Source organism: Cellulophaga sp. (assembly GCF_039943695.1).
In the GTDB taxonomy this organism is placed as follows: Bacteria; Bacteroidota; Bacteroidia; order Flavobacteriales; family Flavobacteriaceae; genus Cellulophaga.
Genome location: NZ_JBDVAA010000162.1, coordinates 21,036 through 35,762, shown reverse-complemented (window position 1 = coordinate 35,762; position 14,727 = coordinate 21,036). Strand labels below are relative to the sequence as shown.

The window sequence follows — 14,727 nt, the reverse complement described above, 5'->3', positions numbered from 1 at the left end:
TAAATTAATTTTATTGTGAATAAAATTAATACACCTATTTTAAACAATAGACGTTACAAACCCTTTTTTAATTCTTTTTAAAAAAAAATTATTTAGTATAAGATTCTACTGCTTTTTTAACAGAGCCGTGTTTAATTAGCAAAGCCTCTGCTTCTGCATAAGGAATATTTAATTCTTCTACCACATAACGTGCACCACGGTCTACCAACTTATCATTACTTAGTTGCATATTAACCATCTTATTTCCCTTAACTCTACCTATTTTTATCATTAGCGCTGTAGAAATCATATTAAGCACTAATTTTTGTGATGTTCCACTTTTCATACGTGTACTACCTGTTACAAACTCAGGGCCTACTAAAACTGCAATTGCAATTTCTACTGCTTTTGTTAATGGCGAACCTGGATTGTTAGTAATACAAGCTGTTAGCAATCCGTTTTCCTTAGCCTTTGTTACCCCTCCTATTACATAAGGTGTTGTACCAGATGCTGCAATACCTACAACGGTATCATTTTGGTTAATATCATAAGCTTCTAAATCTTTCCAAGCTTGTTCTTTATTATCTTCTGCATTTTCAACCGGCAACCTAATTGCTACGTCTCCACCAGCTATTATACCAATAACTTTAGTGTGTGGCAATCCAAAAGTTGGCGGAATTTCAGAAGCATCTAAAATACCTAATCTTCCACTAGTACCTGCTCCAATATAAAACAACCTTCCTCCTTTATTAAATCGTTCTGCTAAAGCATCAACCAATTTAGATATCTCTGGAATACACAATGCAACGGCATCTGCAATTTTTTTATCTTCATTATTCATACTAGTTAATATGGTACTAGTGTCCATTAATTCTAGATCTGTATAGTTTGATGAGCTTTCGGTAACTTTAGTATAGTCTAACATTTATAGAAGTGTTTTGTCAAAAATTAATCAAATTTAAGTTTTTTAATCTTGTTTATATCTCTTTTTTAAGAAGTCCATTTAATATCAAGCTATAAAAAACCTATTTTAGCATAACAACTTATTTAATTAGATATGCATACTTACCCTAAATTAAGAGCTTACTTTAACACTATTCAAATTTATTTTGTTTTTGCAGTAATTTTACTTGCTAGTTGCAATAACAAACCTAAAGAAGTAACTGTTGCAAAAGAAGAAAAACCAAAAAGTTTACAAGTAATAAAGACATATACCGAAGCTACTGAACAGCTTACTAATGCAGAAAAAATTGGACAACTTTTTATGCCTGCTGCTTATATAAATGATACTGAAGAAGAAATTGTAAAACTAGAGCAACTTATAAAAAACCAGAATATTGGTGCGCTTTGCTTTTTTAAAAGTAGAACTAGCGCAGCTGCCAATTATGACGGACAAAATAAAAACGATACGCTTAGTTTAAGTAGGCTAAAATCTTTAATTAAAAGATATCAAAAAGCTGCAAAATATCCTCTCTTAATTGCTATTGATGCAGAATGGGGATTAGCAATGCGTGTAGACAACACTCCGCAATATCCTTACGCTATTACACTTGGTGCAATGCAGAATAAAGATTCTCTTATATATGAAGTTGGCAAAAACATTGCTAAGGATTGTAAAGAAGCAGGCATACATTGGAACTTGGCTCCAGTTGTAGATATAAACAACAACCCAAATAATCCTGTTATTGGCTATAGGTCTTTTGGAGAAAACAAAGAACTAGTAACCAAAAACGCCATTGCTTTTGTTAATGGTATGCAAAGTCAAGGAATAATTAGTTGCCTGAAACATTTTCCTGGTCACGGAGATACAGCTACAGACTCACATATTGGATTACCTGTAATAAATAAGTCCAAAGGAGCTTTGCTAGCAAATGAGTTATACCCTTTTCAGCAACTTATAAATAATGGAGTAGAAAGTGTTATGATAGGTCATTTAGCTGTACCTGCACTAACCGAAGAAAAAAATACACCCACTACCCTATCAAAAAAAACAATAAAAGGACTTTTAAGAGGTGAAATGAATTTTAATAATGTTGTTATTTCTGATGCCTTAAATATGAAAAGTGTTTCTAAACTATACCCTGTTAAAGGAGAATTAGAATGGATAGCTTTTGATGCTGGAAATGATGTTTTATGTTTTGCTGAAAACCCTAAAGAAGGTGTTGCTACTATTTTAAAAAATGCTACAAAGCAACAAATTGAAGAAAGCTTTAAACGAGTTTGGCAACTTAAGGAAAAAGCAATGAACACTGTTGTTAGCCCGTCTAAAAACTACTATACTGCTAAAAGTTTAAATACTGTTTTAGCTACTGAAAGTTTAACTGTTGTTAAAGGTAATCCCAATACTATTGCTAATTTTAAGTCTGATGGTTTTATTGGTCTTGAAATGACCAGTAATAAAGAAAACCCATTTTTTAATAAGATAAAAGAAGAATTAAAATTTGCTAGCTACAACACAACTAAAACTACAATATCTAAAATAAAACAAGCTGTAAAAACTGAAGAAAATGTGGTTATAGCTTTATATCCGCCAAGTATAAAACCAAAAAATAACTTTGGTATATCTGATAATGAATTAGAATTATTAACCAATTTAATGGCTAATAAAAATGTAATATTATATGTATTTGGTAACCCTTATGTATTAACAAAAACAGACACTAGTAATGCTAAAAATATAATTGTAGCATACCAGGACTTTCCTGTTTTTCAGGAAAATGCAGCAGAACACTTTTTAGATAAGGTAAATGCTAAAGGAAAACTATCTGTTACAATAGATTAATTTATGCAAAAATACAACGTAATAGGGCTAATGTCTGGGACCTCTTTAGACGGTTTAGATCTTGCTTATTGTCAGTTTTTTAAAAAAAATGAGACTTGGGAGTTTAAAATCCTAAACACAAAAAGTGTAGATTATACAACCCAATTTAAAGCACAATTAAAAAATGCTATAAATTTAGCTGTACCAGGGTTTACAGAGTTGCATAACTCCTACGGGACTTGGTTAGGAGAACAAGTAAAACTATTTGTAGAAGAGCATAAATTAGAAGTTCAATTTATTGCTAGTCACGGGCATACTACACACCACAAACCAGAAAAAGGCTTCACCTTACAAATTGGTTCTGGACAACATATAGCTAATGCTTGCGGTATAACAACTATTGCTGATTTTAGAACCAATGATGTTGCTCTTGGTGGACAAGGTGCTCCTTTAGTTCCTATTGGTGATATGCATTTGTTTTCTGAATACGATTTTTGTCTAAATCTTGGTGGTATAAGTAATGTATCTTTTCAGCAAAATAACAAAAGAGTAGCTTATGATATTGGCATAGCTAATATGCTACTAAACTATATAACTTATACTATTAACTTAGCGTACGATAAGAACGGAGCGCTAGCTAAGAGTGGTTTTGTAAATACTGAATTACTACACAAATTAAACAATTTAGAATATTACAAACAGCCCTACCCTAAATCTACAGGCTATGAATGGTTTAAAAAAGAAATTATTCCAATTATAGAAAAGACTAAAGATGCTACAGAGAATATTTTACATACCTCTGTAATTCATATTTGTGATACTATTTCTAAAGATTTACTAAATGCATCAAGCAAAACAAATAACTCACTATTAGTTACTGGTGGCGGTGCTTTAAATGGTTTTTTAATGAACACTTTAAAAAGTAAATTAGGCGCTAAATTTACAATAGACACTACATCTAAAACTGTGATAGAATTTAAAGAAGCTTTAATTTTTGCATTTATGGGAGTGTTACGTCACTTAGAAAAACCTAATGCATTGGCATCGGTTACTGGTGCAAAAAAAGACTCTAGTTGTGGTGTAATTTATATTCCGCAGTAAACTTTATTTAGACAAAGCTGCTGTTCTTGTTTTTTTAACAGACATAAATAGCAAAAGTGATAAGCTACCACAAACCGCTAAGCCAATAAATAAAGGCAAGACTGTAGTATCTACATAACTACCTATTAAGGTTGCTATTGGTATAGAAATTACTGTAGCCACGAATCCATTAATTGCAGCACCTACTCCTGCTATATGGCCAATTGGCTCCATTGCTACAGATCTAGAGTTACCCCAAATAAAGCCTAAGCAAAAGAACTGTATAGCTAAAAAGCCTATTAAAACGGGTAAGGGTGGGTTTGCACTTCCCCAAAACAAAAGTGAATAAGTTATACTAATTACGCAAAATAAACTTAGTGCTATAAATATTAATTTACGCATTCCAAAACGTAAAACTAGAGTACCATTTAAAAAGGTAGCAGAACCAATAGATATAGCTAAGCCTGCAAAAATGTATGGAAACTCATCAACCAAATTAAACTGATCTTCAAAGATATGTTGCGCTGCACTTAAATAAACCAAAAAAGCACCTGTAATAAGTCCAGACACAAATGTAAAAGCAACTGTTTCTTTGTGCTTAACAAACTCTTTTAATCCATCATAAAATATAGACCCTGTAAAAGGAATTTTAAATTCTGGTTTCAGTGTTTCTTCTTGTCGTTTCCAAAACCAAATAGAAACAACCAAAGCAAAAAATAATTGTACATAAAAAATTGCTTGCCAATTGTAAACATCCAATACAGTTTTACCAACTGCCGGAGCTATTACAGGAATTAATATAAAAAAAGCAGTAACAAAAGACATTATTTTTGCCATATAATCTCCTTTATATTTATCTCTTATAATAGAAATTGTAATAGTTCTAGGTGCAGATAATCCTATTCCTTGAAAAATACGACCAACAATCATAATCTCTAAAGAAGTAGCATTTACACAAACTATACTTGCTAAAGTAAAAATAGTAAAACCTGCATATACAATTGGTTTTCTACCGTAACTGTCTGATAATGGTCCAAAAAACAATTGCCCTACTCCTAACCCCAAAAATATCATTGTAATTAACATCTGATTTTTTGTTGGGTCTAAACTATGTATAGCTTCTCCTATATGAGAAATTGCAGGTAACAAAGCATCTATTGTTAAAGCAACTATAGACATTAAGGAGGCCATCAAGGCAACAAATTCAAATTGTTTTTTTGAAGAGTTTTTTTGCATCCTGCAAAAATAACCTACTTGCTTTAAAATAACAGGCTAACCCCATTAAATTTTAAGTTAAAGTAAGTGCGTTTAACGTAATAAAACCAATACTAAACGGAATAATCAAAAATATATAATAGCAAAATTGTATTTTTGACAAAAAAAACTAAATTTATGTTAATAATAGGGATAGCTGGTGGTACAGGTTGTGGTAAAACAACGGTTGTAAACCAGATTATTAATGAATTACCAGATGATGAAGTATGCGTAATTTCTCAAGATTCTTACTACAATGATCTTTCTCATTTATCATTAGAAGAAAGAAGAAAAACGAATTTTGACCATCCACTATCAATAGACTTTAAATTATTAAAGCAACACTTAGAAGAATTAAGAAAAGGACACACCATACAACAGCCAGTGTACTCTTTTTTAGAATGTAACAGAACAGATGAAACCGTACCTACACAACCTAGAAAAGTGGTTATTGTAGAAGGTATCTTAATAATGACAGATCCAGAAATTAGAAAAATGATGGATATTAAGATATTTGTACACGCAGATTCTGATGAACGTTTAATTAGACGTATTAAAAGAGACGTTAATGAAAGAGGTTGGGATTTAGATGAAACTTTAGAAAAATACCAAAGTACTATTAAACCTATGCACGCAGAGTTTATAGAACCTAGTAAAGAATACGCAGATATTATTATACCAAACAACAAACACAATACTGTTGCCATAGATATTGTACGTACAATTATAAACGAGAAATTAGTTTAATTTTTAGATGATTTTTAAAAAGCTTAGAAGTAAAAAATGGTTTGGCGTAGCTACAAATATGTATGTGCTAGTACTTACTGTTTTTGTTATTTGGATGATTTTTTTTGACACCAACTCTCTCTTTATACACAACGAACTGCAAAACCAGATTGAAAGTCTAGAAAAGCAGAAAGAATATTTAAAGGATGAAATTGCACGAGACAAAAAAATTATTGAAAAACTAAGTGATCCTAAAGAATTAGAAAAATTTGCACGTGAGCAGTACTTTCTAAAGAAGAAAGACGAAGAAATTTATTTAATAGAATACCAAGACAGCATTAAAACTAAAGAAGATGAGTAAAAAAACATTGTTTAATGATTTTTCTGAAGTGTCTACCAAAGAATGGAAACAAAAAATTCAGGTAGATTTAAAAGGTGCCGACTATAATAACACGCTTGTTTGGGAATCCCCAGAAGGCATTAAGGTTAAACCTTTTTACAATGAAGATGATCTCTCTGGTAAAACAACAAATGTAGCTACACCAGACTGGAAAGTTGGTCAGGCTATTTTTGTGCACAACGAAGCTGCTGCAAATAAAAAAGCTATTAATGCTTTAGAAAGAGGTGCTGAAGACTTAATTTTTACGATTCCTAATGATGAAATTAAGATTCACGTTCTCTTAAAAAACATCGATTTAAAACATAAGACAATTTACTTTTTTCTACAGTTTTTATCATCAGAATATATTTCTAAAATTGAAGAATTCTGTAAAAAACAAGAAGTAAATATACATTACAATGTAGACATAATTGGTAATTTAGCCATTACAGGCAATTGGTATTATAATCTAGAGAAAGACCACGAGGTACTTACTCAGATATCTAAAAAAGCAATCAATACAGTTGGTGTTAATGTAAGTACATACCAAAATTCAGGAGCCACAATGGTACAGCAGTTGGCTTTTGCTGTGGCGCACGCTAACGAATATTTAAATTATTTTAAAGAAGATACCATTCCTAACTTTACATTTAAAGTTAGTGTTTCTGGTAATTACTTTTTTGAAATTGCTAAACTAAGAGCATTACGTTTACTGTGGAAAACATTAACTGCAGAATACAACATAAATGCAGACTGTACTATTTTAGCTGTACCAAGTAAGCGAAATAAAACATTGTATGATTATAATGTAAATATGCTACGTACCACTACAGAGTGTATGGCAGCAAGTATGGGCGGTGCAGATACGATATACAATTTGGCTTACGATGCTATTTACCATAAGGATAATGAATTTGGAGAACGCATTGCAAGGAATCAGTTACTTATTTTAAAAAAAGAAAGCTATTTAGATGTAGTTACCAATCCTGCAGATGGTGCTTATTATATAGAGTCTCTAACGCATCAATTAGCAGAAAAAGCATTAGAACTTTTTAAATCGATAGAAGCTAGTGGCGGATTTTTATCAAACTTAAAAAACCACAGCATTCAAAAGAAAATTAAAGAAAGTGCAGCTAAAGAACAAGAGCTTTTTAATACCGAAAAGGAAGTCTTGGTTGGTACTAACAAGTATATAAATAAAGCTGACAAAATAAAGGAAGATTTAGAGTTGTACCCGTTTGTAAAAACAAATGCCCGTAAAACACTTATAGAACCAATTATTGAAAAAAGATTGGCAGAAACCTTAGAACAAAACAGATTAAAAGATGAGTAGAAAAGATTTACAACACTTAGAACTAAATATAGATGACAGTGCTAAAAAATCTGATACTTCTATTTTTAACACTGCAGAAGGTATTCCTGTAAAAAAAACATACACTAAGCAAGATTTAGATGGTGTAGAACATTTAAATTTTGTTGCTGGTTTAGCTCCAAATTTACGCGGCCCATACTCTACTATGTATGTACGCAGACCTTGGACAATAAGGCAATATGCAGGTTTTTCTACTGCAGAAGAAAGTAATGCTTTTTACAGACGTAATTTAGCTGCAGGACAAAAAGGATTGTCTGTTGCTTTTGATTTGCCTACACACAGAGGTTATGACAGTGACCATGAACGTGTTGTTGGTGATGTTGGTAAAGCAGGTGTTGCAATTGACTCTGTTGAGGATATGAAAATTTTATTTGGTGGTATTCCTCTAGATAAAATGTCGGTTTCTATGACTATGAATGGGGCTGTTTTACCCATTTTGGCGTTTTATATTGTTGCCGCGCAAGAACAAGGTGTTGCTTTAAACCAACTGGCTGGCACTATACAAAATGATATTTTAAAAGAGTTTATGGTGCGTAATACCTACATTTATCCACCTACACCTTCTATGCAAATTATTGCAGATATTTTTGAGTACACTAGTGAGTTTATGCCTAAATTTAATAGCATAAGTATATCTGGTTACCATATGCAAGAAGCTGGTGCAACGGCAGATATAGAACTTGCTTATACCTTAGCAGACGGATTAGAATATATTAAAACCGGACTAAAAACAGGTATGGATATAGATAGTTTTGCTCCTCGCCTATCTTTCTTTTGGGCTATAGGAATGAACCACTTTATGGAAGTTGCAAAACTACGTGCTGGACGTATGTTATGGGCTAAATTGGTAAAACAATTTAATCCTAAAAATGCAAAATCTTTAGCATTACGTACACATTGCCAAACCAGCGGGTGGAGTTTAACCGAGCAAGATCCGTTTAACAATGTTGCCCGAACAACCATAGAAGCGGCGGCGGCGGCATTTGGTGGCACACAAAGTTTGCATACCAATGCATTAGACGAAGCAATTGCACTACCAACAGATTTTTCGGCAAGAATTGCTCGTAACACTCAAATTTACCTACAAGAAGAAACCAAGATAACAAAAACAGTAGATCCTTGGGCAGGTAGTTATTACGTAGAAAAACTTACCGAAGAAATTGCACGAAAAGCTTGGGAATTAATTGAAGAAGTAGAAGAATTAGGAGGTATGACCAAAGCTATAGAAGCTGGTATACCAAAAATGAGAATTGAAGAAGCAGCGGCAAAAAAACAAGCTCGTATAGATAGTAATGAAGATGTAATTGTTGGTGTAAATAAATACCAATTAGAGAATGAAGATGATTTACATATTTTAGAGGTTGATAATGAGCAAGTACGCAAACAACAAGTAGAAAGACTTGAGCATATTAAAGCCACAAGAGATACTAAGTTAGTTAATACGGCATTAGCCAACTTAACAAAAGCGGCTGAGGAGAGTAAAAATGCTAGCGAAAATAACAGTACTTCTAAAAATTTATTAGCTTTAGCTGTAGAAGCTGCTAAGCACAGAGCTACATTAGGTGAAATTAGTGATGCTCTAGAAACTGTTTTTGGCAGACATAAAGCAAAAATACAATCATTTACAGGCGTGTACTCTAAAGAAATTAAAAACGATGAAAGTTTTAAAAAAGCATTAGCTATGGCAGATGCTTTTGCCGAAACCGAAGGAAGAAGACCAAGAATTATGGTTGCTAAAATGGGACAAGATGGTCACGACCGTGGTGCCAAAGTAGTAGCTACTGGTTATGCAGACTTGGGTTTTGATGTAGATATAGGTCCGCTTTTTCAAACACCAGAAGAAGCTGCTAAACAAGCCGTTGAGAATGATGTACATATTTTAGGCGTTTCTTCATTAGCTGCAGGGCATAAAACACTTGTTCCTGCTGTAATTAAAGAACTTAAAAAACACGGAAGAGAAGACATTATGGTTATTGTTGGTGGTGTTGTACCAAAACAAGATTACCAGTTTTTGTTTGATGCTGGTGCAGTTGCCGTTTTTGGTCCTGGAACAAAAATTAGTGATGCTGCCATTCAAATTTTAGAAATTTTAATGGAGTAAAACTTATTTCATTTTAAAATAAAATACACTGAAAATGAGTTAAAAAATTAAAATTTAACTCAGATTTTGGCACTAAAAAAACAAAAGCAGCTACCTATAGCTGCTTTTTATTTGTAAACTATTAACAACTTCGGTTTTATATAGTCGTAAAAAAGTGTATTTTTAGCCCCACTAAACTTACTATGACAATGGGCAAAATAATAGCCATCGCTAATCAAAAAGGCGGAGTTGGAAAAACTACCACCTCTGTTAATCTAGCCGCTTCCCTAGGCGTACTAGAAAAAAAAGTATTGCTTATAGATGCTGATCCACAAGCAAATGCAACTTCTGGCTTAGGTATAGATGTTGATAGCGTTGACGTTGGTACGTATGAATTGTTAGAGCACACCAAATCTGCTTCTGAAACAGTTATGCCTACTACATCACCAAATGTAGATCTTATACCATCTCATATAGACTTGGTTGCAATTGAGATTGAACTGGTAGACAAGGAGCAGCGCGAGTATATGATGCGTAAAGCAATTGCGGAAATTAAGGATAAATATGATTATATTCTTATAGATTGCGCACCATCTTTAGGACTTTTAACACTAAACGCACTTACAGCATCAGATTCTGTTGTAATTCCAATACAATGTGAGTATTTTGCTTTAGAAGGGCTTGGCAAATTATTAAACACTATTAAAAGTGTTCAAAAAATTCACAATCCAGAATTAGATATTGAAGGTTTGTTACTTACAATGTTCGACTCTAGATTAAGACTATCTAACCAAGTAGTAGAAGAAGTTAAAAAACATTTCTCTGAAATGGTTTTTGAAACTATAATACAACGAAACGTTAGACTTAGTGAAGCACCTAGTTACGGAGAAAGCATTATTAAGTATGATGCAAGTAGTAAAGGAGCTGCCAATTACTTAAATTTGGCGAACGAAATAATGAAAAAAAATAAGGAGAAAGTATAATGGCGAAAGCAACAAAGAAACAGGCTCTTGGTAGAGGTTTATCTGCCTTACTTAAAGATCCTGAAAATGATATTAATTCTGCTGAAGATAAAAATGCTGACAAAGTTGTTGGTAATATTATTGAGTTAGATTTAGATTTAATAGAAGTTAACCCTTTTCAGCCAAGATCTCACTTTAATGAAGAAGCGTTAGTAGAATTATCTACGTCTATAAAAGAATTAGGTGTTATACAACCAATTACTGTACGTAAATTAGAATTTAATAAGTACCAACTTGTTTCTGGTGAACGTAGATTTAGAGCTTCTAAATTACTTGGACTAGATACTATACCTGCTTATATTAGAATTGCTAATGACCAAGAGTCTTTAGAAATGGCTTTGGTAGAAAACATCCAAAGACAAGATTTAGATCCTATAGAAATAGCATTATCATACCAAAGACTTATTGATGAAATACAACTGACTCAAGAAAAAATGAGTGAGCGTGTTGGAAAAAAAAGATCTACTATTACTAACTATTTACGTTTATTAAAACTAGATCCTATTATACAAACCGGTATTAGAGATGGCTTTGTTAGTATGGGGCACGGTAGAGCTTTAGTTAACGTTGATAAAAAGTCTGACCAAATAGACTTATACGAGAAAATTGTATCAAACAATTTATCTGTTAGAGACACAGAAAAAGCTGTAAAAGAGCATCAAGAAGGTGGTAACACACCTAAAGCCGCTACTAAAAAAGCAAGTAAATCTCCAGATTTTGTAAAAGATGGTTCTGCTAAAATAGAAAAACATCTAAATACAAAAGTAGCTGTTACAGCAACTGAAAAAGGAAAAGGAAAAATTACAATTTCTTTTACTTCTGCTGAAGATTTTGATCGATTAAAAAAAATAATTACTGGTGCTTAAAAACCTAATTACACTACTGTTTTTTAGTTTTTTTGTTGTTTTAGGTTGGTCACAAGATCAAAAAAAAACTAAACAAGAAAAGGATTCACTTACACAAGATTTAAAAGAAAAAGGAGTACTTGTAGACGAAGTTCTTTTAAGCAAAAACCGAAGAATAGACCCGTTAGCTCCTAGTAAAGCTGCATTTTATTCTGCTATTTTACCTGGTTTAGGTCAGGTTTATAATGGTGATACTTGGAAAGTTCCTTTGGTTTACGCTGCAATTGGTACTGGTGTATATGCATATACTTATAACAATAAACAATACAATAGAACCAGAGATGCTTTTAAAAGAAGAAAAGCTGGTTTTATGGATGATGAGTTTTACACCTTTAACGGTCAAGAAATAGATCCTGGAAATCCGAGGTTAGGTGATGACGATTTACAAAGAGCACAAGAACGTTACCAAGAAGACAGAGATTTATCTTTACTTATTACTATTGGCTTGTATGCCTTAAATATTATTGAAGCTAATGTAAAAGCGCATCTTAGACAGTTTAATGTAGATGACAATCTTAGTTTAAATATTAAACCTTATTTAGAGTACAATCCTATTACAGCAGACCCTAATTACGGATTTGCGTTACAAATAAAATTTTAGAGTATGAATATTGCTTTGTTCGGGTACGGAAGAATGGGTAAAATGATAGAACAGTTAGCCACTAACCGAAACCACACTATTGTTGCAAAAATAGATGCAGATACTACAAATATAGATTTTTCAAACATAGATGTGGCTATAGATTTTAGCCTGCCAAATGCTGCTTTTGGTAATATTGAAAAATGTATAAACAATAACATTCCTGTAATATCTGGTACAACAGGTTGGCTAGATAAATATGATGATGCTGTTGCATTGTGTACTAGCAAAAAAGGTGCTTTTATATACGCATCAAACTTTAGCCTAGGTGTAAACATATTTTTTGAACTTAATAGCTACTTAGCAAAAATGATGAAAACATTAGGACAGTACAATGTTACTATGGAAGAAATTCATCATACAAAAAAATTAGATGCTCCAAGTGGAACTGCTATTACATTAGCAGAAGGTGTTTTAGAACACTCCAAATACAAAGGCTGGCAACTTAATGAGGCAGACGAAAATAACATTCCAATTGTAGCAAAAAGGATTCCGGAAGTTCCTGGCACACACACAGTAAGTTACAATAGCGATGTAGATAGTATAGACATTACACATACAGCACATAACAGAGAAGGCTTTGCGCTTGGAGCTGTAATTGCTGCCGAATGGATTGTTGGTAAAACAGGTGTTTTTACTATGAAAGACGTTCTTGAACTTAATTAAAAGTTAAAAAATAACACAAAGTAGACTGTTTCGTAAAAAATAATTTAGTTTTAAAAAATACGACACCAATAATAGTATACTTAAACCCATAAATTAAAAAAATGAATATATCTCAGTGGATCATTTTTATCCTAATAATACAAGTAATACACTTTTTAGGAACGTGGAAACTATACGTTAAAGCGGGCAGAAAAGCTTGGGAAGCAGCAATACCTGTTTATAACGCTATTGTTTTAATGCAAATTATTAGAAGACCAAAATGGTGGGTAATTCTACTTTTTATTCCAATAATTAACCTTTTAATGTTTCCTGTAATTTGGGTAGAAACTATTAGAAGTTACGGTAAAAATAGTCTTTTAGACACTTGGTTAGTTATATTAACACTTGGGTTTTATATCTACTATGTAAACTACGCGTTAGATGTAAAATATATAGAAGACAGAAGTTTACACCCAACTACTGGTTTAGGAGAATGGGTAAGCTCTATAGTATTTGCAATTGTTGCAGCCACTTTTGTACACACTTATTTTATACAACCTTATGTAATACCTACTTCATCTTTAGAAAAAACACTTTTAGTTGGCGATTTCTTATTTGTAAGCAAGTTTAATTACGGTGCACGTACGCCAATGACAACGGTTGCGGCTCCTATGGTACACGATACACTACCTTTATTAGGATTAAAATCGTACTTAAACAAACCGCAATTACCTTATTTTAGACTACCTGGTTTTCAGAGAATAAAAAGAAATGACATTGTTGTTTTTAGCTGGCCAGCAGATACAGTAAGGCAGTTTTTTGTTAGGGAAAAAGGAGTGAAAAAACCAATTGATAAAAAATCTAACTACGTTAAACGTTGTGTTGGTATTTCTGGAGATACAATCTCTGTTGTAGATGGCTATGTGCACATTAATGGAAAAAAAACTGTTTTACCAGACAGAGCAAAACCTATGTTTTTTCATGTAGTAACTACAAAAGCGCCTTTAGACAATACTGTTCTTAACATCTTAGGAAGAAAAAACTTTACAGGATATACCACACGTATACCAAAGGAGGTTTTACAAAAAAACAACGTTCCTGAGTTAATGAAAAAAGGAACTAATTTAGATGAAATAAAACAAGACTCTAGCTACGTTTATTACACAGGTAACTTTGGAAGTGAAAAAATAAAAAATTACCTAAAAGCTGAAGATGTACGAACAATGAACTTGTTTAACCTTACGGAAGCTGAAGCTAAAAAGATTGAAAAGTTATCCGCAGTAGTGAGCGTTAAAAAGTTTAGCTACAAAAACCCTACTACAAAGGTGTTTCCACAAAATGCAAATTTAGCAGGCACGGAAGATAATTTTGGCCCTATTTACATTCCTAAAGCAGGTACTACAATTAAATTAAACACTAAAAACCTGCCTATTTACAAAAAAATACTAACAGAGTACGAGGGTAACACACTAGCACAAGCAGGAAACCAAATTACTGTTAATGGTAAAGTAACAGATACGTACACCTTTAAACAAGATTATTTTTGGATGATGGGTGATAACAGACACCAATCTGAAGATAGTAGATACTGGGGCTTTGTACCAGAAAACCACGTTGTAGGTAAACCTATATTTATATGGATGAGTATAGATGGTATTAATGATGGTTTCTCTAATTGGAAACCTCGTTGGAATCGTTTCTTTACAACAGTTGGAGGCTCTGGAGAACCTGTATCATACTTAAAATATTTTTTAATAGCATTAGTTGCGTACTTTGCCTTTGACTACTTTAGAAAAAAGAAGAAAAAAACTAGTTAAGAACACACTAAATAATAATATTAAAGATGAGTGTGTAAATCTACTTACATACTCACCTTTAATTACA

13 protein-coding genes are annotated in these 14,727 nt (G+C 32.5%); 11 read left to right on the top strand and 2 right to left on the bottom strand.

What is annotated here, in order from left to right; all coding sequences use genetic code 11:
• Positions 1-88 precede the first annotated feature (88 nt).
• Complete coding sequence (gene murQ, locus ABJD66_RS11010; protein ID WP_348131444.1) at positions 89-904, bottom strand: N-acetylmuramic acid 6-phosphate etherase; 816 nt, start codon at positions 902-904, stop codon at positions 89-91.
• A gap of 132 nt (positions 905-1,036) precedes the next feature.
• Here murQ and ABJD66_RS11005 point away from each other — a divergent pair, with 132 nt between their 5' ends.
• A complete protein-coding gene (locus tag ABJD66_RS11005; RefSeq protein ID WP_348131441.1) occupies positions 1,037-2,761 on the top strand; it encodes a glycoside hydrolase family 3 N-terminal domain-containing protein in 1,725 nt (574 codons plus the stop codon).
• A 3-nt stretch (positions 2,762-2,764) separates the two neighbouring features.
• On the top strand, positions 2,765-3,841 hold the full coding sequence (locus ABJD66_RS11000; RefSeq protein ID WP_348131438.1) for an anhydro-N-acetylmuramic acid kinase: 1,077 nt from the start codon (positions 2,765-2,767) through the stop codon (positions 3,839-3,841).
• A gap of 3 nt (positions 3,842-3,844) precedes the next feature.
• Here ABJD66_RS11000 and ABJD66_RS10995 read toward each other — a convergent pair whose 3' ends face one another.
• Positions 3,845-5,056, bottom strand: a complete 1,212-nt coding sequence (locus tag ABJD66_RS10995; protein ID WP_348131435.1) for a multidrug effflux MFS transporter — start codon at positions 5,054-5,056, stop codon at positions 3,845-3,847.
• Positions 5,057-5,212: 156 nt separating this feature from the next.
• On the opposite strand from ABJD66_RS10995, the gene udk reads away from it, so the two are divergent.
• The 9 genes from udk to lepB all read left to right on the top strand — a co-directional run bounded on the left by udk (position 5,213) and on the right by lepB (position 14,660).
• Positions 5,213-5,821, top strand: coding sequence for a uridine kinase (gene udk, locus ABJD66_RS10990; protein ID WP_100895409.1), 609 nt, complete (start codon positions 5,213-5,215; stop codon positions 5,819-5,821).
• Between the two features lie 7 nt (positions 5,822-5,828).
• Positions 5,829-6,161, top strand: coding sequence for a septum formation initiator family protein (locus ABJD66_RS10985; RefSeq protein WP_100895408.1), 333 nt, complete (start codon positions 5,829-5,831; stop codon positions 6,159-6,161).
• Complete coding sequence (locus ABJD66_RS10980) at positions 6,154-7,512, top strand: methylmalonyl-CoA mutase subunit beta (RefSeq protein ID WP_348131430.1); 1,359 nt, start codon at positions 6,154-6,156, stop codon at positions 7,510-7,512. The genes ABJD66_RS10985 and ABJD66_RS10980 overlap by 8 nt, the downstream gene beginning before the upstream one ends.
• Positions 7,505-9,652 carry a methylmalonyl-CoA mutase gene (scpA, locus tag ABJD66_RS10975; RefSeq protein WP_348131428.1) on the top strand — a complete coding sequence of 716 codons (2,148 nt, stop codon included), beginning with the start codon at positions 7,505-7,507 and terminating at the stop codon, positions 9,650-9,652. The genes ABJD66_RS10980 and scpA overlap by 8 nt, the downstream gene beginning before the upstream one ends.
• A gap of 188 nt (positions 9,653-9,840) precedes the next feature.
• Positions 9,841-10,614, top strand: coding sequence for an AAA family ATPase (locus ABJD66_RS10970; protein WP_100896840.1), 774 nt, complete (start codon positions 9,841-9,843; stop codon positions 10,612-10,614).
• The gene (locus ABJD66_RS10965; RefSeq protein ID WP_348131424.1) at positions 10,614-11,519 is read left to right on the top strand and encodes a ParB/RepB/Spo0J family partition protein; all 906 of its coding nucleotides are present in this window, start codon (positions 10,614-10,616) and stop codon (positions 11,517-11,519) included. The genes ABJD66_RS10970 and ABJD66_RS10965 overlap by 1 nt, the downstream gene beginning before the upstream one ends.
• Complete coding sequence (locus ABJD66_RS10960) at positions 11,512-12,159, top strand: DUF5683 domain-containing protein (protein ID WP_100895404.1); 648 nt, start codon at positions 11,512-11,514, stop codon at positions 12,157-12,159. The genes ABJD66_RS10965 and ABJD66_RS10960 overlap by 8 nt, the downstream gene beginning before the upstream one ends.
• Before the next feature lie 3 nt (positions 12,160-12,162).
• On the top strand, positions 12,163-12,864 hold the full coding sequence (dapB, locus tag ABJD66_RS10955) for a 4-hydroxy-tetrahydrodipicolinate reductase (protein WP_348131421.1): 702 nt from the start codon (positions 12,163-12,165) through the stop codon (positions 12,862-12,864).
• Positions 12,865-12,965: 101 nt separating this feature from the next.
• Positions 12,966-14,660: a signal peptidase I gene (gene lepB / locus ABJD66_RS10950; protein ID WP_348131418.1), complete on the top strand. Its 1,695-nt coding sequence runs from the start codon at positions 12,966-12,968 to the stop codon at positions 14,658-14,660.
• The last annotated feature ends 67 nt before the right edge of the window (positions 14,661-14,727 follow it).